This is a genomic window from Treponema rectale, from assembly GCF_014202035.1.
GTDB classification, from domain to species: domain Bacteria; phylum Spirochaetota; class Spirochaetia; order Treponematales; family Treponemataceae; genus Treponema_D; species Treponema_D rectale.
Map to the genome: position 1 here is coordinate 66156 of NZ_JACHFR010000003.1, position 24635 is coordinate 90790.

Here is a 24635-nt window from a genome sequence, read left to right on the forward strand (position 1 = left end):
AGATTTTTTGGAGAATGAAATATGCAGAATTCTAATGCAGTACTTTTAGAAAGAGCAAAATCCGCAGTCCTTGCAAGGGATTATTCCACGGCTTCCAGAATTTATACGGGGATGCTGAAGGATGATCCTGAAAACGTAGGTCTTCTTAAAAATCTTGCGGAGATGTACGTAAAAAGCGGCAATGACAGTCAGGCGCTCGAGGTTTTTAACAGAATCATTATTTTAAAGCCGGATAATGTTAATGCTCTTAATAATATGGGTGCCATTTACAGGCGAATGAAAAAATATGAGGAATCCATTGCTGTTCTCGAAAAAGCTGTAATTGTTGATGAGAACAATACGCAGATTTTCTATAACATGGGATTCACATACCGGCTGATGGGAATGAATGAAGAAGCAATTTCATGTTTCAAGAGGGTTGTTGATGAAAATCCTCAGGATGTTCTTGCCCTTAATCATATCGGTTCGGTTTATGCCGCAGAAAATAAAAATGAAGAAGCAATTTCCTATTATCTGAAAGGTCTTAAAGTTGATCCGAATCATCCTGTCCTTCATCTTAATCTTGCAGACAGCTACAGTAAAATCGGAAAATATAATCTTGCGGAAACTCAGTATGAAATGGCTTTGAAAACAAAGCCGGGCTGGATAGATGCCATTGATTCCTATGCCGACATGCTGCTGAAGAAAAACAGAACCAAAGAAGCGGGGAAAATGGTTCAGCATGCAATCGAACTTGATCCTTCAAATGTTGACATGCACACAAAAATGGGAAAAGTTTATTCTTCCCAAAGTGAATATGATGATGCAGAAAAAGAATTTAAGGCAGCCCTGCATTACGATCCTGATAACAAAAAGGCTCTGTCTGCCCTTGCTGATAATTATGAAGTTACCGGAAAAAATGATGATGCAATTCAGACAATGACTCATCTTGAAAAAATTGCACCGAAGGATTCTGACGTGCAGCATCAGTTTGCTTCAATTCTTTTAAGTGCAAACAAAATTGGAGAGGCCAGTAAAAAAATCGAAAAGCTCTGGAAAGAAAACCCGGAGGACGCAAAAACTCTTAATCTTATGGGACAGTATTACATCTGCCGTAATGAAGAAGAGAAGGCACTTCAGTGTCTGAAAAAAATTCGTGACAAAGAACCTGAATATGATGATTTTTATAAAGACTGCGCCAAGAGATTTTCTCAGATTGGTAATCTTGATAAGGCAGAAAAGTACTATAAGAAATTTAATGAAAATAATCCTGATGATACGGGAGTTCTGAAAAAGCTTGCTGAAACATCTGAGCAGCTGGGTAATCTTGCAGATTCCTATTCTTATTATAAGCAGATAGGTGATCTTGATGAAGACAACATGGCTTCTAAAAAAGGTATGGAGCACATCAATGACAGAATGCTTTCTGACGAAAAGAACAGCCGTCAGGAAGAAAAAACTGATGATGACAGTTTTATTGATTCTGAGCTTGCTTCTGCACAGCCCTCTGCCGATTCTGCGGAAATAGGTTCCGAGTTTGAATCAGATGATTCTGATAAGCCGGAAGAAAAGGAACTTACACCGGAAGAAGAACTTAAAAGTCGTGATCCCTATGATTTTGAAAAGCTTACGGATGATACTTCTTCCATTGAGGATATTTTTGATTCAGGAAAACTTGATCAGGAAATCCTTGCTGACAATGTGGGTAAATATGACGATGCTCTGGACGGTCTTGATGAAGAAGATGAGGATGATGACGATGACTTCTTTGCAAATAACAGCTTCGGAGCAGATTCAAGCCGCGGACCTTCGGAAGATAATATGGACAATATGTTTTCTCCGGAAGACATCATGCCTCAGAAAAAGAACGATACTCCTTTTGAACTGAGTGACGGTCTGGATGAACTGCAGAATGATTATCAGCAGAAAAAAGAGCCTCCCCGTCCTCAGTACCGGGATCCTTATGAAAACAACCGGCCTGAAGAACCTGCTTATGAGCGTCCTCAGGATATGGCTCAGCCGCAACCACAACCACAACCGCCGCAACAGCCTCAGCCTCAGTTGCCTTCTCAGGATGACGCTTATGAACAGAAACGTAATGAAGAACTTCAGAAACTTCAGGATCTGGCAAAGGAACTTCAGAATGCAAAGCAGGAACTTGCCGAGCAGCAGAGACAGAATCAGGAGAGGGATCTTGAGCGTCTTCAGAAGTATGAAGATGATCAGACTGATAAACGTAATGAAGAACTGAAAAAACTTCAGGATCTGGCAAAAGAACTTCAGGATGCAAAGAAACAGCTTCAGGAGGCTGCAGAAAAACAGAATGGACTTCCTGAAAATAGAAAGGAACCGGAGCAGAAACCTGAACCGGAACCTTATCGTCCTTCCGAACCGGAAGAACCTGTTCAGAAACCTGAGCCGTTACCTGAACCGGAACCTGAGCCTGAATTTGACCCTGAACCGGAACAGCTGCGGAAACCTGAGCCGGAAGCTGAACCAGAATCAGAAGAGGAACCTCTTTATGAAGAAGAACCTCTCTATGAAGAACCGTCAGCACCAGGGGAATCAGTTGAGCCTCTTTTAAGTGAAGATGAGCTGGAAGATGCTGCCGATGAATTTGATTACAACCAGTCATTGCCTCAGAATGAAGCAACGGAATATGAGCCGGACGAAAACATTATGGATGATGAAGATATTCTCCGTAAAAGTGATTCTCCGGATTCAATAATGCCTGAAAATGACATGGATTCTCCTTATGAGGAACCTATGTTCTCTGATGAAGATGAGCTTCGTGATGCCTATGACATGATGAAGGAAGATCCTGATGAAAATGAAATAGAAGAAGTTCTTCCTGCTGAAGATGAAGAAGCATTACCTTCAGAAGCCGGAGACCCTGAGGTTGAACTGGAAAGTGAACCGGAACCTGCAGCTTCAGAGGAAACTGAGGCAGAAGCAGGACCTGAATCAGATGCAGGAGCCGAACCTGAGGAACAGGATATTGATTCCCTTGCCCATGAAATTGCCAGTGAAGCAGATGATGATGAGGAACTGGACTGGCCTGCAATTACTCCGGAGGAACTTGCCTTTGCAGAAAGCCAGCCTGCCGTACGTCCGGAAGAAGATGTCTATGAAATGGCAGCAGATACGATACGGCGCATTGTTGATGAACTTACTGAATATGAAACTTCACAGAAGTTCAGTCTTACAAGCAAACTGTTTCAGAATCTTAAAGCCTTTTCACAGTTTCTTCCTGACGGAAAGTCAGATGCGTTTTTAAGAAGCCGTACAAACCTGCAGCTGGAGTTCATTATTGCAAGACGAAGCGGTAAGAGAGGTCTCCTTGCCCAGGCCAGTGCAATCAGGGATCAGCTTGGTGATGATGATATATCCGGAGTTAACTTTGACAAGAAAAAGCTTGCGCTCACCATTCTTAATTCAATGCTTCCTCTTGTTTATGAACTTCCTGATAAGGAAAAGTCCGGTAAGCTTGAAAAAGAAGTTGAGCGCATGTTTGAAAAGATTACAAATACATGATTCGTGAACGGGTCAGAATTTCGTTTGAGTCTGGTGTAATAAGAACGTCATTTTCAAGACGGGTTCCACCCAGTTCAGGATCATAAAGTCCCGGTTCAAGGGTGATGATGTTGCCGGGAACAAATACCTGATCTTCTGCAGCCCTCATGCTGATGAACGGAGATTCATGAATCTCAAGACCTGTCCCGTGGCCAAGACCATGGGGCATTTTTTTGCCTGCAGCTGCAAAAATCTCATCAGCCTTTCTTGCGGCATCAATTATTTTTTTGCCGGGCATGTAAAGTTTTCTGCATTCTTCAGCTGCTGTCTGTACGAGATCAAGAAGTTTTTCCTGTTCTTTATTAAGAGGCCCCTTTGCTACAGTAATCGTACAGTCGGAAGCATATCCTTCATAGCATACCCCGTAATCAAGAATGCTTAATCCCTGACATCCCCACGGGCCGCCTGTGTATCCCGGAAATGCGTGGATTGCAAATGAACGCTGCGGTCCTGCGGCAAGAGTATCAAAACTTGTACGTTCGGCTCCTTTGCTTCTGAGGTAACGTTCTGCAAAAAGTGCAATGTCAGTTTCTGTAAGCGAAGGATTTGATTTTACCATGCGTTCGATTTCATCTGTCATTTCATCAGTTATGGCACAGGCATTTTTTGTACATTGAATTTCATATTCATCTTTTACGGCGCGGCATTCTTCCACAAAATCATGAACGGAGTTTTCCGTGCAGAAAATATCCCAGCCTTTAACTTCATTCTTGAATTTCAGGAATTCAACATGAGTGGTAGCATCAGGAAGGGCAGCTTTTTTTTCTCCGGCATCATTTTTAAATTCGCCGTCAAATAAAGCAAGTACAGCCTTTACTGTGGTAAGGTAGTCTCTGTTATAGTCAGTGTAGGGAAGTACCCGGTCAGCATGAGCTTTCTGTGATGCAAGGTTTACGTCCCATGGAACGAGAACCGAATGACCTGATGAGTGAAGTACAAGAACGGCATCGTTGGGATGACCTGTAAGATATCTGACGGAAACATCCCTTCCGTCTTCGCTGTCGTGGAATATGGCTGCCTGAATGTCATGTTCCTTCATGTAGGCACAGACTTTTTCTCTCCGCGCCCTGAAAATTGAATCTAACTCTTTCATATAAAACCTCCTGTAAAATCCTGACTTATGTTTTTTTTAGCGGTGCCTGATTTTTGATAAGGCCCCTTTCAAAATGGAATCTCTTGTGATGACAAGAAGGAAAATTCCGCAGACGGCGAACAGTGCTGCAGTTATACCCACTGGAAGTCCCATGGAGATAAAGCGGCTGTGGCCTGCAAAAATTTCCAGCAGTCTTTTCTTCATGAGAATGACGGGAATTACTGCTGCTGCAGAAAAGACGGCGGTTTTTGCCCCGTAAAGAAGGCTTTCAAGAATGATTTTTTTAGCCTGAATGAATTTATTCTTTCTGAAGAAAATAAAAAGCATTACCGTGTTTACAAAACTTGCAGCCGTAAGGGCAAAGGCAATTCCTTTTCCTTCATATTTTCCTACCAGAAGTGCTGCAAGAAGGATGTTTACTGCAAAATTTACAAGTCCTGCGACTGTCGGGCTTTTTGTATCTGACTGAGCGTAGAATGCAGGTCCCAGTATTCTGTTTAATGCTATGAACAGAAGTCCTGCAATGTGAAAGTTAAATACTGAAGTCGTCTGTTTTATAGAGTTTTCATCGAACTTTCCTGAAGCGTAAACAAGTGTTATCAGGGAGTCTCCCATGGCTACAGCATAGAAAGTAATCGGAATTGAAATCAGTGTCATTATTTTTACGGCTGTCGTAAGCATGGAGTTGAAGTCGTTCCACAGCTGTTTTTTTACAAACCCCGTAAGGTCAGGAAGAATTATTGTTCCTATAGTAACTGCACAGATTCCCAGAATAAGTTCCTGAAGCCTGAGAGAATACTGAAGGGAAGAAACAACTCCTGTTCCGGCTCTGGTTGCAAGGGCTGAAGAAACAAGATCATTTACCTGGTAGCCGGCCATTCCGATGATGGTAGGTCCTATAAGCAGAAGAACTTTTTTTGTTCCCGGGTTTGTGAACGCATTTTTCAGTGAAGTGAGCTTTATTTTCCAGCCAGTTTTAAGAACGAAGGGAAGCTGGAAAAGACACTGAATGCTTCCTCCTGTTATTACGCCGATTGCCATTGCCCTGGCAGGATTTTTCGTTACCGGTGCAAGGACATATGTGGCGGTTATTACTATTGAATTGAAGAGAATCGGAGTAAAGCCTGAGGGAGAAAATATTTTAAGCCCGTTAAGGATTCCTTGAAAAAAGGCAGCGATTGAAATAACTACAAGGTACGGAAACATTATGCGGGTAAGAACTGCTGCTTCACTGAGGGATTCAGGATTTTTGTAGAAAATGCGCAGGATCACTGGAGTGAATATCATTCCCAGGGTTACAAAAAGTACCGTACAGAAAGAAACAAGGGTGAAGGTTGAATTGATGAACTGCTGGATTGTCTTTTTTCCTTCTTCCCCGTCGTTTTCTTCAAGATATCCCTTGAATGTAGGAATGAATGCAACAGAAATTGAGTTTTCCGCAAAAAGCCTTCTGAAAAGGTTTGGTATCATAAAAGCATTTGTAAATGCATCCGAAATGCTGCTGGTTCCCATAAATCTTGACTTTGTTGTTTCTCTTATGAGTCCCAGTATTCTTGAAAGCAGAGTCAGAACTGAAAGAGAAAGCCCTTTTGAAAGTAGTGAGCGGGATTTTTTCTGTTCAGGCTGAACAGCCGGTTTTTCATCATTATTATTCATGGGGTGAGTATAGAACTTTGCGGAGATTTTATAAAGGGAAGTGCATAAAACTGCGGAGTTTCTCTAAAAAAAAGACACGTTTTCTATTGGGGTTAAACCCTTGAGTTTTAATCAGTTTCTTTATAAACTTGTACATTGACTATGTGTGGCTGTTTTAACAGAAACCGCACTTTTATTGAAAATACGAATTTTATTCTATAAATTCAGTCAGATTTTGACAGATACTTTTGCGGAGATTTTTTGTTATGGAAAATTCACAGATTGACGTTACTTCCATGAAACCGGTGGTAAAACCTGTCCGTATGGGAATTGACGTTGGTTCTACAACTGTAAAGGTTGTAATCTTAGGCGATAATGATGAACTTTTGTATGGTGCCTATGAGCGGCATCGTGCTGATATCAGAAATACAATCATTCAGGTTGTAAATACGGCATTTGATACCGTTGCTTCTAAGTTTCCTGCAGGAGAAAAGCAGACTGTCAGCGTAAAAGTTACCGGTTCCGGAGGTTTTTCCGTTTCTCAGTGGCTTAACATTCCTTTTATTCAGGAAGTAGTTGCTGCAACGACAGCCGTAAAGAAAATAATCCCTCAGACGGATGTTGTAATTGAACTTGGCGGTGAAGATGCCAAGATTACATATTTTAAGGGCGGTGTTGAGCAGCGCATGAATGGTACCTGTGCCGGCGGTACGGGAGCTTTCATCGACCAGATGGCAGCCCTTCTTGAGACGGATGCATCGGGACTTAATGAACTTGCCCGTGGTGCAACTACAATCTATCCTATTGCAGCCCGCTGCGGTGTATTTGCTAAAACTGACGTTCAGCCTCTTATAAATGAAGGAGCCAGAAGGGAAGACATTGCAGCTTCCATCTTTCAGGCTGTAGTTTCCCAGACTATTTCAGGACTTGCCTGCGGTAAGCCTATCAGGGGACATGTTGCATTCCTCGGAGGACCTCTTCACTTTCTTGACCAGCTCCGCCAGAGGTTTATCGTAACTCTTAAATTAACGGAAGAAGAAACGATAGTTCCTGAAAACAGCCAGCTTTTTGTTGCCAGCGGTGCGGCATATTCAGCAGAAAGAACTGTAAGATGCCTTAATCCTAAGGAAAAACAGCCGGCATTCCCTACAATTGAAGAATTCCGTGCAAGCCTTTCAAATCTTGTTGGTGCAGAAATGCAGGAAGTTCAGCGTCTTGAACCTCTGTTTAATACCCAGGAAGAAATTGACGAGTTTAATGCCCGTCATTCAACAGAAAAAGCCCTTACGGGAAAACTTGAAGAAACTAAGGGACCTGTATTCCTCGGTCTTGATGCCGGTTCTACAACGACAAAGGCTGTACTTACTGATACTGAAGGCCGCATCCTCTGGAGATTCTATGACGTTAATGCCGGAAATCCGGTAGACCTTGCGGTAAGGGTTCTTAAAGATCTTTATAAAATTCTTCCGAAAGACGTATATATTGCCCGTGCAGTTTCTACCGGTTACGGAGAGGCTCTTTTCCAGGCAGCTCTCGGAGTTGATGCCGGTGAAGTAGAAACAATCACTCACTATCGTGCTGCAGATTTCTTCGTTCCTGGCGTAGAGTTCCTTCTTGATATCGGCGGACAGGACATGAAGTGCCTCCGCATGAAGGACGGTGCCATCGTTTCAATTCAGCTTAATGAAGCCTGTTCTGCAGGATGCGGTTCCTTCCTTGATAATTTTGCCCACACAATGGGTATGAATGTAAGGGACTTCAGTAAAATAGCCCTTCTTGCAAAGAAACCGGTAGATTTAGGTACCCGCTGTACTGTATTCATGAACAGCCGTGTAAAGCAGGCTCAGAAAGAGGGTGCGGAAGTAGCGGATATTTCTGCCGGACTTTCTTATTCTGTTATTAAAAATGCCCTCTTTAAGGTAATTAAACTTAGAAAGGCTTCTGATATAGGTTCAAAAGTTGTTGTTCAGGGCGGTACCTTCAATAATGATGCCGTTCTCCGTGCTTTTGAAAAAATTGCCGGTGTAAACGTATTCCGTCCTGATGTTGCAGGTCTTATGGGTGCCTATGGTTCTGCCCTTATAGCTCAGGATCAGTGGGAAGATTTAAGGCGTCCTAAGCCGGATGATCCGGATCAGACACCTAAATTCGTTAAGTCAAATATTGCAACTCTTGATCAGCTTGAAAGCTTTAAGGTAGACCTTGAACTCCGCCGCTGCGGAAAGTGTTCCAATAACTGTCTTCTTACAATCAATACCTTCTCTACTGACGGTGCGGAAGGTTCTGAAGGCCGTGCAGTCCGCAAATTCATTACCGGAAACCGCTGTGAGCGTGGAGCCGAGCTTGAGGAAGACAAGTCTAAGGTTGTTGATGCCAGCAATAAGGCAAATACCGTTACTTCTGATGATGATGACAACAAAAACCTTCCAAATCTTTTTGAATGGAAGTATAAGAGGCTTTTCCATTACGTACCTCTTCGTCCTGAAGAAGCAACAATGGGGGATGTAGGTATTCCTCGCGTACTTAATATGTACGAAAACTATCCTCTGTGGTTTACTTTCTTTACGAAACTTGGATTCAGGGTACGCCTTTCTCCACGTTCAAGCAGGGCTGTTTATGAAAAGGGTCTTGAAACCATTCCTTCTGAATCAGTATGTTATCCGGGAAAAATTTCTCACGGTCATGTAGAGAGTCTTCTTAAAGCCGGAGTAAAATTCATATTCTATCCTTGTGCTCCTTATGAGACAAAGGAAGATTCCGGGGCCGGCAACCACTATAACTGTCCGATTGTAACAAGCTATCCTGAAGTTCTCCGCAATAATGTTGATGCCCTTCGTCAGGATTCAAGCATAACCTTCCTCAATCCGTTCCTTCCTATTTATGATGAAAAGCGTCTTGGGGAGCGTCTTTACGAAGTACTTAAGCCGTATTTCAATAACCTTACTTACGAAAAGGTAAAGGATGCCGTTCATGCAGCCTGGCTTGAGCAGGAAAAATTCCGCCGTGACGTTCAGGAAAAGGGAGAAGAAACCCTTGAAGAAATAATCCGCCGCGGTGCAAACGGTGTAGTTCTTGCAGGTCGTCCTTATCATCTTGATCCGGAGATCAACCATGGTATTCCGGAAATGATTAACGGGCTCGGACTTGCTGTATTTACAGAAGATTCAGTTGCTCATTTCGGAAAGATTGAGCGTCCTCTGCGCATAGTTGATCAGTGGACATATCATAACAGGCTTTACCGTGCCGCATCCTTTGTAAACGAAATGCCGAACCTTGAACTTGTTCAGCTTACATCTTTCGGATGCGGTCTTGATGCCGTTACAGCCGATCAGGTTGACGAAATCATGAAGGCAAAGAGCCGCATGTATACCCTTATCAAGATTGATGAAGGAAGTAATCTTGGAGCCGTACGTATCCGTATCCGTTCTCTTATTGCTGCCGTTAAAGCCCGTGAGCGCAACAGAATCAAGCCTGTGGTAAAGAGTGCCGCATATCAGCGTCAGATCTTTACTGAAGAAATGAAATACAGGCATACGATTCTTGCTCCTCAGATGAGTCCTATACATTTCAGACTGCTTCAGAAGGCAATGCAGTATTCAGGATACAATTTTGTTGTTCTTGATGCAGTAGATCCGGGTGCAGTAGAAACAGGACTTAAATATGTAAACAATGATGCATGTTATCCTTCAATCCTTGTTGCAGGACAGATGATTCATGCGCTTCAGAGCGGTAAGTATGATCTTAATAACGTCAGCCTTCTCATTACTCAGACTGGCGGAGGCTGCCGTGCTACAAACTACATAGGCTTTATCCGCCGTGCTCTTGCAGATGCGGGAATGGCACATATTCCTGTAATTTCCATGAGTACCCAGGGACTTGAAACTAATCCGGGCTGGACATATTCACCGTCAATGATTATCCGCTGCTTCCGTTCAGTAATGCTGGGAGACCTTCTCATGAGGGTTCTTTACAGGACGAGACCTTACGAAGCTGTTCCTGGAAGTGCAGATGCCCTTTATGAAAAATGGAACGGTATCTGTGAAACGAAGCTCAGAAATATGAATATCTTTACGTACCATAAGGTTATCAGGGGTATCATCCGGGATTTTGACAGGCTTCCTCTTCTTCCGATTAAGAAGCCGAGAGTCGGTGTAGTTGGTGAAATTCTCGTAAAATTCCATCCGACTGCAAACAATGACATCGTCGGTACTATTGAGCGCGAAGGGGCTGAATGTGTAATGCCGGATCTGGCAGACTTTGTATTCTACTGTCTTGCTGAAGGTCCGTTCCGCCACAGGGAACTTGCATTCCCTAAGAAGGAAGAACGTAATTCAAAGATTCTCGTATGGGCTCTTGAACTGTTCAGAAGATACATGAAGAAGCAGCTTAAGAAGAGCCATCGTTTTGATCCTCCGGCCCTTATCTGGGATATGCAGAAGGGAGTTGATGATATCGTACAGCTGGGTAATATTACAGGAGAAGGCTGGTTCCTTACTGCAGAAATGGTTGAGCTCATACATACGGGTGCGCCTAGTATTGCCTGCGTTCAGCCGTTTGCCTGTCTTCCTAACCATGTAACCGGAAAGGGAATGATTAAGGAACTCCGCCGCCGTTATCCTGATGCAAATATTTCTGCCATCGATTATGACCCGGGTTCTTCAGAAGTAAATCAGCTTAACCGCCTTAAGCTTCTCCTCAGTAATGCTCCGGCAGGAAAACATCCGGATGAGGAAGCTGACGGAATGATTCATACTCCGGATCATAAGGTTGTAAAGCCTGAAATAAGACTTCCTGAAGGGGCTGCATTTACAGATCCTGAACCTGTGGCAATGCAGGATGCTCCGCTTTCTGTATAAGGATTTTACAGGGATAAAAAATGAAACTGATGAAAAAAATACTGTGCACTGTTTTTGCTTCAGCTCTTTTTATCAGTCAGGGATTTGCTGACTATAATAAAGAAGGTATACCGGACTCAACGGAAGTCAGAAAAAAACTTATAGATTCCTGGCTTACCGCTCCGGTTGCTGACCTTCAGAAAAAGAATCCTGAACTTTATGAAGACGGAATCGGAACTGTTTTTCAGGTAAGGGCAGAAGAAGGATATGACAGTGTTTTTATCATAGTTTCTCCCAGAGGCTACCAGAATGTTACTTTTGTAAGGGAAGACGGTGAGCAGGTGATGCAGGTTGCAGCCTATGAACGGGGTGCTCCCGGCAGCTGGGTTCTTACAAGAAATAAGTCCACCGGAAAACCTGAAAACATTCAGTGGTACTTCAACAGGGATGCTTCCGTTTACGTTCAGTTTAAGCCTGTGGGAAGCAAAACCTATGCGGATTTAATCGTAATGGGTATGTATGCCGCCCGTTCTGTTGCAGTGGGAGTGCCTTTTAACAGACTTTATACGGCATCTTTTGCTGATATAAAAAGATGGACTGAAAAATCTCTTCCATGGGGAAATGTATCTGTGGTTACGGGGCAGTATCGGGACGTGCTGACCATGATTCAGATTATCCGGGAAAAAATTCCTTCAATAGATTACGCTTCTGATCTCTGCTATAACGAAGATGGAAAGCTTTATTCGATTTTTAAAAACAAACCTTTTACTCTGACAAATGAAGAAGACGGAACTGAATATGAACCGGAAGATAACGGACGCCTTTCTTTAAGCGGTGCCGGTTTTATTAAATGGATAATCGACGGAATTGTTGAACCTGTATCCGGCAAGGGAACTGTAATTGGAGAAATGGTTCAGCCTACCGTAGATTTTTCTTCAACCGGAAAAAACGGCGTAATTTCTCAGGAAGCAAGCATTACCTTTGCTTTGGACTGGGTAAGGAATCTTGCTGCAAAAGCCGTATCCGTAAGAACCGGAAGAACCTTTACTTTCGAGAACGGCGGTGTGGATGTAAATATAAAAGTATTTTCTTCAGACGTGGTGAACGGAAAGGTTACTAACAATACAAGCTATATTCCTGATACGGGCTATGAATTTAAAAATCTTAAGGCGCTTCTTTATGTTCTTGCCGTACGTGAACCTGCATGGTTTTATATCGCAGCAGTAAAGCAGCATTCATCAGTAAAATATGATGAATTTGTTTTTGGTGATACGGCAGTATTTTTTCCTTATTTTGATGATTCCGGAAAATTCGGCTGTGCAGTATTTATGAACGGAAAAGAAATTACGATGGAAGATTACCTGTCTCTTTATAATAATGCTTACATTCATCTGGAGCGTGTAAAGTCTACTGAATATTTTTATCCACGCTGACTTCCTGCTCCGGAAAAAAATAATTCAAGGAGATATCTTTGACTGCTTTATTTAGAAAAGCCGGTGGTTCAATAAAAAAAGTTTTTGTCTGTTCGATTCTTTTTACCTCTGGTTTTGTTTTTGCAAATGATGCCAAGGTGTACAGCGACATTAAGTCTGCATATTACAGCGGTGCTTTTCCTGCTGCAGTAGAGTATGCCTTTACTATGGAACAGGAATATCCCCGCTCCCTTTTACTGGGAAAGGCTCTGTCTTTTAAGGGCAGAAGCTATTTTAAGCTGGCCCGCTATGAAGATGCCGCAAGGGAACTTACAAAATCCTGTGAACTTGCTTCCGGAGATGAAAGTGTACTTTGTGCTTCCCTGTACTGGCTTGGAAAAACTTACTGTGCCCGTCAGGAAGACAGTCTTGCCCTGAAGGCGTTTTATGATTCCTGTGAAGCTTATCTTCTCCGGCGGCCGGATTCACTTAAATCCTATTATTATCTTTCACTGATGAATGCCGGAATGGTTTATTACCGTCAGCAGAAATTTTCTGAAGCCAGAAAACTTCTGGAAGTATGTGTTGTAAATGGAAACTGTTTTTCTACGGAAGATTTTAATTCCGTAATACTCATGCTTTTTGATTCTTATCTGAACGAAGGAAATAACCGCAGGCTTATAGAAGTTTATAAAAATACAGATGTAAAAAAACTGGATGATGTAACAGGTGCCAGTCTTGCCCTTGATGCAGGAAGTGCCTATGAAAATATGAGGCAGTATAAAGATGCCTATAATGAATACGTAAAAGTACTTAACGGTTCTGATTCAGTGATGGCGTCCCTTGCCCTTCAGAAAGCTTATAACGTTGCATCCCTTCACAAGAAGGAAGTGGGGGAAGATCCGGGAGCCGTTCTCGAAAACGCAAAGGGTAACCTTCGGGAATATGATTTTCTTCTTGCTGAATTCTGGACCCGCTTTGCTACGGATGCCTATGATTCAGGAGATTACGCAAAGTGCAGGATGTATCTGGATAATGCAGAGACTGCTGATACTGCGGAAATGTACACGGAACTGATAGGTCTGTATCGTGCCCGCCTTGATTCAAAAAATACTGTAAGCATTCTGAATGACTATATGGTAAAGTCTTCCCTTTCGGAGGACAGTGAATATTATTCTTCATACCGGCTTTTGTATGCCAGAAGTTTTGCTCTTGAAGGAAAATGGGATGAAGCTCTTTATAATTCCTCGGAGGCTTACAGAAAATCTGTAAACCAGGCGTCAATGTACCTGTATGCCCTTTCCCTTTATAAAAAAGGAGAATATGAAAAGGCTGTAAATATTCTTTCAGGTAAAAAACTTGAAAGCCATGAACTGAACATGCTTTATGCTCAGCTTCTTGCAAAGACAGGTCGTACTCAGGAGGCAGCTGCCGTTTATAAGGCAAATAAAGACTCTCTCAATCAGGAACAGACTGCTGATTATGCAAAGGTACTTTTTTTAGAAGGTGCCCTGGCTTCAAGTTTTAATACAGCCGTTTCGTCTTCTGCTCCTGATGCTTTTTATATGGCAGCACTTTCTGCCTTTAACCGCAGGGACTGGAAAACTTCAGAACAGTATTTTGCTAAGTATCTTTCTTCAAAGAAAAAGGGAAGGGAAGCTTATGCTCTCTTTTACAGCGGATATGCCCAGTATAAAATGGGACAGTCCCTTACAGCCTTTAACGGTCTGAATTCTTTTGTGCAGAAATATCCTTCCCACAGCCTTACATGGAATGCCTGCATTGTAGGAGCAAGAGCTGCCCTTCAGAATACAAATTATTCCGGTGCTGCCGTTCTTGCCCAAAAGGCCGTGTCTGTATCAATAGGAAGCGAACAGAAAGAAAATGCCGTTCTTCTTCTTGCATCGATTTATTCTGATGCGGGAAATCTTGAAAGTGCTCTTGAAGCCCTTAAACCTTACGTAAAGGAAAAATCTGATTTTGGCGTAAGGTGCCGTTTTGAAACTGCCCGTCTTTATGCAAAGCAGGGTTCTCTTGAGCAGAGTGATGCAATGTACCGGGACATTCAGAATAATTTTACTTCATCAAGTCTTGCTGACGAAGCTTCTTTCAGAAGGGGAGAACTTTATTACACTAATTCGGAATATGCACAGGCTGTAAGCCGCTTTACCGAGTATCAGAAAAAATTTGCCTCAGGAAAATTCCTTGATGCTTCATACTTCTTTATTGCTGACAGCTATGCAAAAAATTCCCAGCAGAATCGTGCCGTAAACCAGTACAAGATTTTAAAGGAAGCTTTTCCTGACAGTCCGTACATTTACAGTGCATGCAAAAATCTTGTTGAACTGTACAGGTCTATGGGACAGTATGATCTTGCCATTGGAGAAGCCCGTTCTCTTGTTCAGACATTCCCGGTTGAATCAAAGGCTGATGGAATTGATTCCCAGCTGATAGAACTTAAAAAACTTCTTTCAGGAGAAAGCGAGCGGCTTGTAAAACTTCAGAAGGATTATGAAAGTGCCGGTAAGTCATCGACAGAAAAAGGCCGCGGTATAGGTACTCAACTGTGTGAACTTCTGTGGGAAGATGCTTCTACGCAGAAAGACGCTGCAATTCTTGCGGAAGAACTGTTTGCCGTTCAGAGTAAAAAATCAAATGAAAACAGGGAAGCTGCTTTTGCTGCAAGAACAGCCCTTATAGCAGCTCAGTATAATCGTGCTGCAGGAGATGCAAAGTCTGCTGCTTCCTACTATCTTAAAGCTGCGGATTATGCGGTTGGAACTTCAAATCACAAACTGGCCCAGAGGGTGCTTTACGGTGCAGTTGAGGCTTTTGATTTTGCAGGATATGAAGGTGATGCAAAGGCAACTGCTGCAAAACTTCATGAACTTTATGCTGACTCAGAATATGACAGGCGCAGTCAGAAACTTATAAAAAATTACGGAGAATGATAAATGAAAAAAACAGCTGTATTTGCAGCGGCGCTTTTATGTGCTGCAGGTCTTGCTGCCCAGAGTGCAGATGAAGAAAAAATAATTCTTCCGGAACTTACGACTACAGTTACTGGAGATTCCCTTACAGCCGGCAGAGATGCCGTTCCTGATTTTTCTGAAATACTTCCGTCGGAATCAGAAACCGTTCCGATGCCGAAACTGCCTGGTGTACAGACCGGAGAAATATATGATGAGCCTGAAGCTGATTTTTCTGCTGCTTCTGACAGGCAGATTTTTGCCCGTGGTGTCATAGGGGCCGGATTTCCAGGTTTCTTCATCGGAGATTTTTCAATTTATAAGAGCAGCGGTGATAATCCTTTCAGCCTTAAGTTTTCTCATCAGAGCCAGGACGGTTACGGAAAGCATGATGCTGTAAACGGATATTTTGACCGTGTTACGATGCTAAGCGGAGAAAAGACTATAACTACAAAAAACTTTGTCTTTAATTTTGCGGCTTCCTATGACAGCAGTGCCTATGGACTTCAGGAAAAAAGTGAAAGTTTTTATGACATCAATTATCACACTGTCTATACGAAAGACAGCATTAAATGGAAGCTTCCTCATGGTTTTGCCCTTAACCTGGGGACTCAGGGAGAATGGTATAACCGCTATGAAGGTCAGAATAAAGGTACTTCCAGCCAGCTTTACAGTCAGCAGGAAGATGCGGATGTATTTTTTATAAATCCTGAGTTTAAGGCAGAGTGGAGCGGTTACGGCTTCAGTACGGCATTTACTTCTGCATATCAGGGAGAACTTCTGTATGATTCTGAATTTGCAGATTCCAGTGAAAATGATACATCTCTTGTAAGCAGGGGAGAGTTTGCCCTTGATTTCGGATGGGAGAATTCTTATCTCAAGATTGGAGCAGGCGGCGGTGTAATCGTAGGAAATGAAATTGGAGACAATGCTGCACTTCCTGAATTCAACCTCAGCTTTACGGGAACTTTCAAAGTATCCGGACGTGATCTTGTTATTGAAGCAGCCGGCGGACTTCAGTCTCAGCTTTGCAGATATTCTGAAGTTGAAAAGAGCTTTCTTTTTACTTCCGCAGAATTTCTTCCTTCAGAAACTTCTGACTGGTTCGGTTCCGTTAAGCTCAGTCTTCCAATCGGTTCAAACCTGACTCTTGATGCAGGAACGGAGTTTAAGAAAACTGCATTCGGTAACGGTGCATGGGAGACGGATTATTCTTCTCCTTATGCAGCTGCAAATCTTTACGGACTTGAAGAAAAGGAACGTACTATTCTTACTTCACAGGCTGTTCTTTCTTTCTCATGGAAAATTTTTACAGTTGAGCTTGACTGGAAAAATAATATTATGCATGTTCCGTCAAATGAATATTCCAATGTTATCGGCGGCAGTCTTGACTTCCAGTCTTCAAAGGCTGCATGGGGATTTAATGCTTCCCTTCATGAAGCCCTGGGGGAGGATGTGGATCTCTGTCCTATTGTTTCCGGAGGAGCCTTCTATAAACTGAGGGATTCAATAAGTCTTGAACTGGCAGTTGACGATGTTGTAAAATTACTGTTCAGGAAGGATCGTGATTACGGAGAGTCCCTTTATCTTAAGAGGGCAGGAAGTGCAAAGGTTCTTGTGCATTTCTTCTTCTAAATCCTGACTGAAAATTAATGAATGAACTGATATTAAGGATGTAAATTATGCTTGAGACATTAAAAAGCGGCGGACCGCTTATTGTTCCTATTGTTTTGTGCGGAATCATTGCACTTTTTATTATTATTGAAAGGCTTCATTATTTTATTACTCTTAAAAGCAGGGATGTAAAACTTATGAAGACAATTCTGGATGATCTTGACGCTCATGATTATTCAACTGCTGAAGCTGACTGTATTCAGGCTGATACTCCGTGTGCTGAAGTAATCAGGACTGTTATCAACAGCCGCCGTCTTGATGAACAGAATCTTAAGGAAGTTGTGCAGACAAAGATGGACAGTGTCGTACAGCAGTTTGAGCATTTCCTTTCTGCTCTGGGAACTATTTCAAACATCTCGACGCTTCTCGGTCTTCTTGGAACTGTAACCGGAAACATTAAGGCTTTCGGTGTTCTTGGTAACGGCGGCTCTATGGGGGATCCTGCCATACTTGCCGGTGCCATTGCAGAAGCTCTTGTAACAACAGTTGCCGGTCTTGTTGTAGCAATTCCTGCAATCGTATTCCATAATTATTTCAACAATCAGGTTAATCATAGAATCCGTGACATGGAGTCTAATGTGACTCAGGTTGTGTTCCGCGTTTTAGGAAAGGAAATCTGACATGCATGTTACTAAAAGACCGAAGCCGTCTTCCGGAGTAGATCTGTCTCCTATGCTGGATGTTATCTTTCAGCTGATTCTCTTTTTTCTGGTGTCGACAACTTTTGCAAACCTTCCGGGAATTACACTGAATCTTCCTGAAAGCACAACTTCTCAGGGAACGGATATAAGCGGTGTCAACATCACTGTGGAAGAAAACGGTACGATATGGTTTAACGAAACGGAATCATCAATGGAACTTCTTCAGACTCAGCTTTCTCAGGTTGAGCTTGGAAGTTTTACGAAGGATACCTATCCTGTTTCCATTCAGGCAGATGAGAAAGTTACAAACGGAACAATCGTAAAGATTTTTGATGCCATAAGGATTAACGGATTTACTTCCGTAAGTTTAAGGACGACAGACGTAAGATAAATGACAGCTATAGAAAACAGAGGGAATGTAGTAGGCGTGATTTTTACTGCAGCTGTATGTGCTGCTTTGATTATTTTTGGCCTGCTTAATCCCCTTTCTTCAAAAAAAGAAGTTTTTAAGACTATAAAAGTTTCTCTTGCACCTCTTGAAAAAGTGCTGAATGAAAAGCCTCAGTCTGCTGATGATTCTCCTGAGGCTGCTTCAAGTGCTTCTCAGGCTGAAGCTGCGCTTCCTTCCCAGGCGGCTTCTGCTCCAGTTGCGGAACAGAAAACAGCTGAAGCTCCGGCTGCTAAACCGGCTTCAAAACCTGCTTCTGAATTTGCTAAGAAAACAAAAACTGATCCTGCTAAGCCTTCTCAGTCTTCTGTTTCTGCAAAAGCATCTGAAAAGGCTCCGACTGTAAAAAATCCTCAGCCGACAGTAGAGCGTAAATTAAAAAAAAGTGTAGAAGAACTTGCTGCGGAACAGATGTCTGCTCCTAAAAAAAATTCTTATTTCAGCGATGAAGATTTTGAATACACGGAATCCAGTTCCTCAAATTCTTCAAAAGCAGCGGTTTCAGAAAGCAGTTTAAGCGGAAATTCTGGTTCAGCTGTTTCAAAAACTACTCAGAAAACTTCTACAGCGTCTTCAACGGACGGAAGAGTTGTAAATAAGACAGCTTCAACTGATACAAGTAGTTCATTAAGCGGAATGAGTTCAAATAAATATAAGACTACTGTTGCAGACGGTGTATCCAGTCAGACTAACATAAAAACAGGCAGCGAGGGCGGCAAGAAAACTATTATGGTTGGCGGTAAGTCCCGTCAGCTGCTTCAGCCTTCAACTCCTGTTATTCATCTTGACGAGAAAGCAGCAAAACTTATAGATACTTCAAGGTCTGTAAGCATTACATTTACAGTTTTAGGAAACGGCCGTGTCCCTCAGACAAATATTGTCATCTATCCGGCTTCGCTTCTGCCTCAGGCCGTGCAGGATTCCATAAGGGAAGAACTCTCAACCTGGCTTTTCTCTGCTGATCCTTCCGGAACTTCAGGAACTGCTACTTTTGAGTATACTATAGAAGTTAAAGTGAAAAAATAAACTATGTAAAAGGAAAAAAATGATAGAAGGAATTAAAGCCGTAGCCTTTGATATTGATGGAACTCTTTACCCCTCCTGGAAACTTTTTATCAGGATGCCCGTGTATTTTTTCAGGCATATAGGTTTTTACCTTAAGTTTAATAAGGTCAGGGATAAGCTTCACAGAACTGCTCCTTTAGGAGATTTTTTTGAGTATCAGGCACGGCTTTTCGGAGCAATTTCTAAGATTCCTGCTTCAGAAGCAAAAAAACTCATAAAGCAGATAAGCTATGACGGTCTTACTCCTTTTTTTAGAAGAATAAAACCCTTTCCTTATGCTTACGAATCGATAAAGGCAATGAAAGACTCTGGCTTTAAGATAGGCATACTTTCGGATTTTCCTCCGGAGCAGAAGGAAGATATCTGGGGAATCCGTGATCTGTGTGACGTATGCATCGGTTCTGAAGAAAGCGGAGCGCTGAAACCTTCTAAATATCCTTTTGGAATTCTTGCTCAGAAACTTAACCTTAAGCCGGAAGAGATTCTTTATGTGGGCAACAGTAAAAAATATGATGTTCTTGGTGCAAAAAATGCCGGAATGAAGAGTGCCTATATTCTTACAGGTTTCCGAAAGCTTTTTAATCTGAAACTTAAGGAAGCGGATTTTTCCTTTAAAAGCTATCGCCAATTGAAAAACATTGTGTTAAACTAGACAAAAGTATTATTCGGGTGGGAATATGACTATTATCGCTATTATTGTATCAGTTGCAATTTCTGCTGGTATTGCGCTTGCTCTGCATCAGAAAGATAAAAATCAGAATTCTATGGAAAAGGTCAAGCGTTATACTGACCGTCGTCTTGCAGAACTTGATGAAATCCTTAAAGAAAAAGAAAAAGAAATTAACAGTTATGCCATTCAGCTGGATGCAAAAAATATTGAATCAAAGGCAGTTGTAAAAAAGCTTCAGCAGCAGTTTGATGAATGTATTTCTGCAACCCGGGATTTGAAGAAGCCTGTTTCAGAAGTAGAGAAAATTTACGAGAAAATTACGTCTTATGATTCTGTAATAAAGAATCTTATGGAAATGACTGCTGCCGTTGAGCAGAATCTTCAGCGGGTAAAAAAAGAGGCGGGAATTGTTGATAAGCTTAACGAGCGCCTTAATCTTCAGCAGAAAACAGTAGAGAATATAGAAAAGAAAATACCTGCGATTACCAGGGAGTTTTCTGCAAAAAACTCTGAGCAGCTTAAAATAATCGGATCAAACCTTTTAGACCAGTATGATGCCATTGCAGATCAGATAAACGGTAATACGTCAAAGGCTCTGTCAGAAAGTAAGGAACTTATGGCAAAGATTCAGGCTGATATAAAGGATGCTTACAACGGTGCTGCAGAAAAAGCCCGCAATCTTGAAGATGAGGCATTTAAGAAACTTAATGCAGATTCTCAGAAACGCTTTGATGACTGCAGACATGAAATTGACGTTCAGACAAAACAGATTACAGCCATAATTGATTCCAAGATTCAGACGACACAGAAGGATGTCCTTGACGTAACCAAAAAGTTTGAAGGATTTATGGAAGAACAGACTTCTGCCTTTGAACAGGAATTTAAGGATAAGATAGCAAACCTTACGTCAAACCTTGAAAGTCGCAGTGCTGATCTTACGGAAAAACTTGAGGCTAAGGTTTCTTCTGTTGAAGATAAAATTTATGAACAGACCTCAACTCTTGATTCCCTTTATAAGGATCATACAAAGAGTATAGAAGATAATTTTTCTTCCAAGGCAGATGCCCTTAATGAACTTTTTGAAGACCGCCTTACTGATCTTGAAAACATGCTCAGGGATAAAACCACTGTATTTGAAACTGACCTTCACGAGCGTACGGATTCCCTCCGAAATGAATTTGTTTCTAAGACAGCCTCTCTTGAAGAACTTGTAACTCAGCGTACTTCGGACATGCAGAGTGATTTTGAGAGCAGGGTTCAGTCTCTTGAAGAATCTGTGGAGACACGTACTTCAGCCGTTGAGTCTTCCGTTAATGAAAAAACATCAGCCCTTGAAGAAGCAGTTAATCAGAAAACTTCGGAACTTGAGAATGCAGTTAATCAGAAGACTGAGCTTCTTGAAACTTCCGTTAACCAGAAGACTTCAGATCTTGAGAATGCTTTCAATCAGAAGACTGAGCTTCTTGAAACTTCCGTTAATCAGAAAACTTCAGATCTTGAGACTGCAGTCAATCAGAAAACCTCTGATCTTGAGAATATGGTTAATCAGAAGACCGCTGATCTTGAAAACAGTGTTCTTTCAAAAACAGATTCAATGGACAGGGAAGTTGAGGATAAGACAACCCTCATGAAGGCAACTGTTTCAGAGGTTGTTAAAAAACTTCAGGCATCCTTTGAAGAAAAAATCAAAGCCTTTGAAGAGACTTATCGTGAAAAAATTAAGACTGCAAGTGACAGCGTAAAAGAAACTGCAGACGGGGCAGATGCTGCCGTTAAGCAGAAGATTCAGAATCTTCTTGCTGTGTTTAACGAAAAGGTTAGTGCTGTTTCTGACGCCCTTAAAACAAAAACTGCAGCCCTTCATAAAGAAATCAACCAGCATGCGGCTGATTCAGAAGCAGGATTTAAAGAAAAAATTGCAGAACTTACTTCTCATGTTAATGCTCTTGAAGCACAGGTTAAGGAGCGTACGGAAACTGTCATTACTACGGCAAATAAAAATCTTGATTCTCTTCAGGAAGAAATTACCAAGGCTTATGATGAAACCCGTAAGACAGCAGACAGACTTGGTGCAGAAACCAAGGGTAATACGGAAAAACTTCATGCCGTTCAGGCAGCCATTGTTTCTCAGGCAGAACAGCTTAAGGAACGTTATGACAATGTATTTGAAACGGCCGTTGCAAAAGTTGTCAGTGATGAAACTGCAGCTTATGAAAAATATAATGCCCTGAGTTCAGCAAATCTTGAAAAATATAAGTCCAGCGTTCAGAAACTTGTTGATGACATGCAGTCGTCAATTACTAAGACTCTTTCTGAACTTGAAGCAAAATCTGAAGGCGTCAGGTCTGATGTTGAGACTACGATTACTACTCTTCAGGTTTCTTTTGAAAATGCCAGATCCAAATCTGAAGAGACTGCAGCCCGTATTGCCCGCGAGACGGAAGAGGGAACTGCAAGGCTTAATACTTTTAATGATGCTGTAAAGAAACAGCTTGCTGATTTTGATAATGAGCTCAGTTCTTCAATGAAAAAAATTGCTGCTGATTATGATGTAAAGCAGACGAAATTCCTTTCCGGTCTTGATAAGCAGCTTGATATTTACAAGAGGGAGATGGAGTATCGTTTCAGACAGCTTAATGCAACCGGAGCCGATGCAGATAAACTTGAAGGTGCTTTGCGTAAGCTTATGGATGCTGCCCAGAAAAAGGTTACCGGTGATCTTGAGAAATATGCTCAGGCCGTTAACAGACAGCAGGCTGATTTTGAATCTGCCGTAAAGAACAGAATTGAGAACCTTAAGGGAGAGCTTTCCGGGGTAGAGCAGACTATTGATGAACTTAAGAAGAAGTCTTATTCCAATGTCAGTGCCAAACTTAAGCTCTTTGAGGATGACTTTATTGTCGGGCTTAAAAAGCGCGAGGATGATGTTAAGGATAAGCTGGCTTCATGGAAAAATAATTTTGACAGTCAGCTTGCAGTCTTTACTGATGAATACGAAAAAGACCGCCGTGAACTTGAGGCAAAATATTCTGAGAATTTAAAGAAGAAACTTGTGGAACTTCAGTCCAAGACTTCAGAACAGGAACAGAAGTTCTATACTGCAATTAAGTCCGGACAGTCTGTAATTCAGGATCAGATTAATACTGTAAATCAGAAGCTTCATGAATTTATAGAGAACTATAAGAATGAGCTTAAGGTTACGACACAGAAAGCTGATGAAGTTCTTAAAGCAGAAACTGATGAGTACAATACCAGAGTTCAGGTTCAGTTTGAGAAAAACGAAAGGGAAATTGCAGAGAAACTCAGTCAGTTCCAGAGTGATGTTGCTCTCCGCCAGGAAAGTCAGAATGCTGCAATTGATGCGACCATGCAGGAATTTAATGCATGGAAGGTCCGCATTCAGTCTCAGCTGGATGATGCAGACGGCCGCTTCAAGTCAGACCTGAAGGAATTTGAAGAGAAGTCACGTAAAGAAAACGAAAAGATTTTTGTTGATGTAGAAAAAGTTCAGAATGATACCAGAGAAATAATGGCTCAGCTGAAGGATGATTTTACAAATCTTGTTTCTGTTTCTAAAAAGTTTGTAGCAGATCAGAACAGTGATAATGAACGGCAGATGAAGGAAATCCGCAGTGATGTTAAGGCTACCTCTGATGAGTTTAAGAAAGCCTACCGTCAGATTGTGGATAAGCTTAATCAGGATACAAACGCCCTTCAGATTAAGATTGATGACATCAACAAGGGAATTGCAAAATTCACAGCAGAAACCGGTGTATTTGAAAAGGCAGATATTCTTAAGAAGCAGCTTGATGAGGCAATTTCTGACCTTAAGGAACAGCTTGCTGATGCAAAAGAATATAATGATAAGATTAACGACCTTAATACCCGCGTAAATGAACTTAATAAACTGAGTTCTGATGTTAATTCAAGGATTAACTCTTTTGCCGGAGACAGGTCACGCATTAATGAACTGGATTCTAAGTTTTCAAAGCTCATGGCTATCAGTGATTCAATGGATGGTAAGATTCTTGATCTTAATGCTACAAGTGATAACCTTACGAACATGCAGGCAGAAGTCCGCAAGTTCCAGGAGACTCTTGCCGGTATTCAGACAAGATATGATCGTCTTGAAAACAAGGGTACCACGATAGATCATGTTGCAGAAAAAGTTGATGATTCCTTTGAGAACATTAAGTCGCTTGAGCAGCGTATTGAGGAATGCAGCCACCGTGCAGAACAGTTCCCTGTTACTATAGAGAAAGTTCAGAATGATATTGAAAAGATCATGAAAAGCAGCGGTAAGGTAAATGAAGCTATTGATAAGCTTGCTTCCCTTGATAAAGTTCTTGACGGTATTGATGCACGTTACAGAGCCTTTAATTCTGAAAAGGGTGCGGTTGCTGATGCGGAAGAAAAAATCCTGAGGGCTGCTTCTCAGACTCAGAAAGAAATGGATCTCTTGAAGCAGATTGCCCAGCGGGATGTCCAGAAGTCCGGCGAGGAAAAGGATTCTGATACACCTTCAGTTCGAAAGAATGTACGGGAACTTAGAAGACAGGGCTGGACGGAAGCTCAGATTGCAAAAAAATTAAACCTTACCAGAACAGAGGTAAGGCTTATTCTTCAGCTTGAAGACTAGAA

At 41.9% G+C, this 24635-nt stretch carries 12 protein-coding genes; 10 read left to right on the forward strand and 2 right to left on the reverse strand.

The window, feature by feature from the left end:
• Positions 1-21: 21 nt before the first annotated feature.
• Positions 22-3513: a tetratricopeptide repeat protein gene (locus HNP77_RS09230; RefSeq protein WP_184652903.1), complete on the forward strand. Its 3492-nt coding sequence runs from the start codon at positions 22-24 to the stop codon at positions 3511-3513.
• Here the strand turns inward: HNP77_RS09230 and HNP77_RS09235 are convergent.
• Together HNP77_RS09235 and murJ are read right to left on the reverse strand one after the other, a co-directional pair.
• Complete coding sequence (locus tag HNP77_RS09235) at positions 3500-4645, reverse strand: M24 family metallopeptidase (protein ID WP_184652904.1); 1146 nt, start codon at positions 4643-4645, stop codon at positions 3500-3502. The genes HNP77_RS09230 and HNP77_RS09235 overlap by 14 nt on opposite strands.
• 36 nt (positions 4646-4681) lie before the next feature.
• Positions 4682-6301: a murein biosynthesis integral membrane protein MurJ gene (gene murJ, locus HNP77_RS09240; protein ID WP_184652905.1), complete on the reverse strand. Its 1620-nt coding sequence runs from the start codon at positions 6299-6301 to the stop codon at positions 4682-4684.
• 245 nt (positions 6302-6546) lie between these two features.
• Between murJ and HNP77_RS09245 the strand changes: the two genes are divergently transcribed.
• From HNP77_RS09245 to HNP77_RS09285, 9 genes are read left to right on the forward strand one after another with little or no spacing between them, the layout of a single operon-like run.
• Positions 6547-11136, forward strand: coding sequence for a 2-hydroxyacyl-CoA dehydratase (locus HNP77_RS09245; protein ID WP_184652906.1), 4590 nt, complete (start codon positions 6547-6549; stop codon positions 11134-11136).
• Between the two features lie 29 nt (positions 11137-11165).
• Positions 11166-12548: a hypothetical protein gene (locus HNP77_RS09250; RefSeq protein ID WP_184652907.1), complete on the forward strand. Its 1383-nt coding sequence runs from the start codon at positions 11166-11168 to the stop codon at positions 12546-12548.
• A gap of 38 nt (positions 12549-12586) precedes the next feature.
• Positions 12587-15478, forward strand: a complete 2892-nt coding sequence (locus HNP77_RS09255; RefSeq protein WP_184652908.1) for a tetratricopeptide repeat protein — start codon at positions 12587-12589, stop codon at positions 15476-15478.
• A 3-nt stretch (positions 15479-15481) separates the two neighbouring features.
• Positions 15482-17131 carry a hypothetical protein gene (locus HNP77_RS09260; RefSeq protein WP_184652909.1) on the forward strand — a complete coding sequence of 550 codons (1650 nt, stop codon included), beginning with the start codon at positions 15482-15484 and terminating at the stop codon, positions 17129-17131.
• A 47-nt stretch (positions 17132-17178) separates the two neighbouring features.
• Positions 17179-17790, forward strand: a complete 612-nt coding sequence (locus tag HNP77_RS09265) for a MotA/TolQ/ExbB proton channel family protein (protein WP_184652910.1) — start codon at positions 17179-17181, stop codon at positions 17788-17790.
• A gap of 1 nt (position 17791) precedes the next feature.
• A complete protein-coding gene (locus tag HNP77_RS09270) occupies positions 17792-18202 on the forward strand; it encodes an ExbD/TolR family protein (RefSeq protein ID WP_184652911.1) in 411 nt (136 codons plus the stop codon).
• Positions 18203-19285, forward strand: a complete 1083-nt coding sequence (locus HNP77_RS09275; RefSeq protein WP_184652912.1) for a hypothetical protein — start codon at positions 18203-18205, stop codon at positions 19283-19285.
• A 19-nt stretch (positions 19286-19304) separates the two neighbouring features.
• Positions 19305-19976 carry an HAD family hydrolase gene (locus HNP77_RS09280; RefSeq protein WP_184652913.1) on the forward strand — a complete coding sequence of 224 codons (672 nt, stop codon included), beginning with the start codon at positions 19305-19307 and terminating at the stop codon, positions 19974-19976.
• A 25-nt stretch (positions 19977-20001) separates the two neighbouring features.
• Positions 20002-24633, forward strand: coding sequence for a SpiroCoCo family coiled-coil protein (locus tag HNP77_RS09285; protein WP_184652914.1), 4632 nt, complete (start codon positions 20002-20004; stop codon positions 24631-24633).
• Positions 24634-24635 lie beyond the last annotated feature (2 nt).

Coding starts and splice junctions, on each gene's coding strand:
- HNP77_RS09270 (WP_184652911.1), top strand. CDS start 17,792: ATGCATGTTACTAAAAGACCGAAGCCGTCTTCCGGAGTAGATCTGTCT.
- HNP77_RS09250 (WP_184652907.1), top strand. CDS start 11,166: ATGAAAAAAATACTGTGCACTGTTTTTGCTTCAGCTCTTTTTATCAGT.
- HNP77_RS09265 (WP_184652910.1), top strand. CDS start 17,179: ATGCTTGAGACATTAAAAAGCGGCGGACCGCTTATTGTTCCTATTGTT.
- HNP77_RS09285 (WP_184652914.1), top strand. CDS start 20,002: ATGACTATTATCGCTATTATTGTATCAGTTGCAATTTCTGCTGGTATT.
- HNP77_RS09230 (WP_184652903.1), top strand. CDS start 22: ATGCAGAATTCTAATGCAGTACTTTTAGAAAGAGCAAAATCCGCAGTC.
- HNP77_RS09235 (WP_184652904.1), bottom strand. CDS start 4,645: ATGAAAGAGTTAGATTCAATTTTCAGGGCGCGGAGAGAAAAAGTCTGT.
- HNP77_RS09280 (WP_184652913.1), top strand. CDS start 19,305: ATGATAGAAGGAATTAAAGCCGTAGCCTTTGATATTGATGGAACTCTT.
- murJ (WP_184652905.1), bottom strand. CDS start 6,301: ATGAATAATAATGATGAAAAACCGGCTGTTCAGCCTGAACAGAAAAAA.
- HNP77_RS09275 (WP_184652912.1), top strand. CDS start 18,203: ATGACAGCTATAGAAAACAGAGGGAATGTAGTAGGCGTGATTTTTACT.
- HNP77_RS09260 (WP_184652909.1), top strand. CDS start 15,482: ATGAAAAAAACAGCTGTATTTGCAGCGGCGCTTTTATGTGCTGCAGGT.
- HNP77_RS09245 (WP_184652906.1), top strand. CDS start 6,547: ATGGAAAATTCACAGATTGACGTTACTTCCATGAAACCGGTGGTAAAA.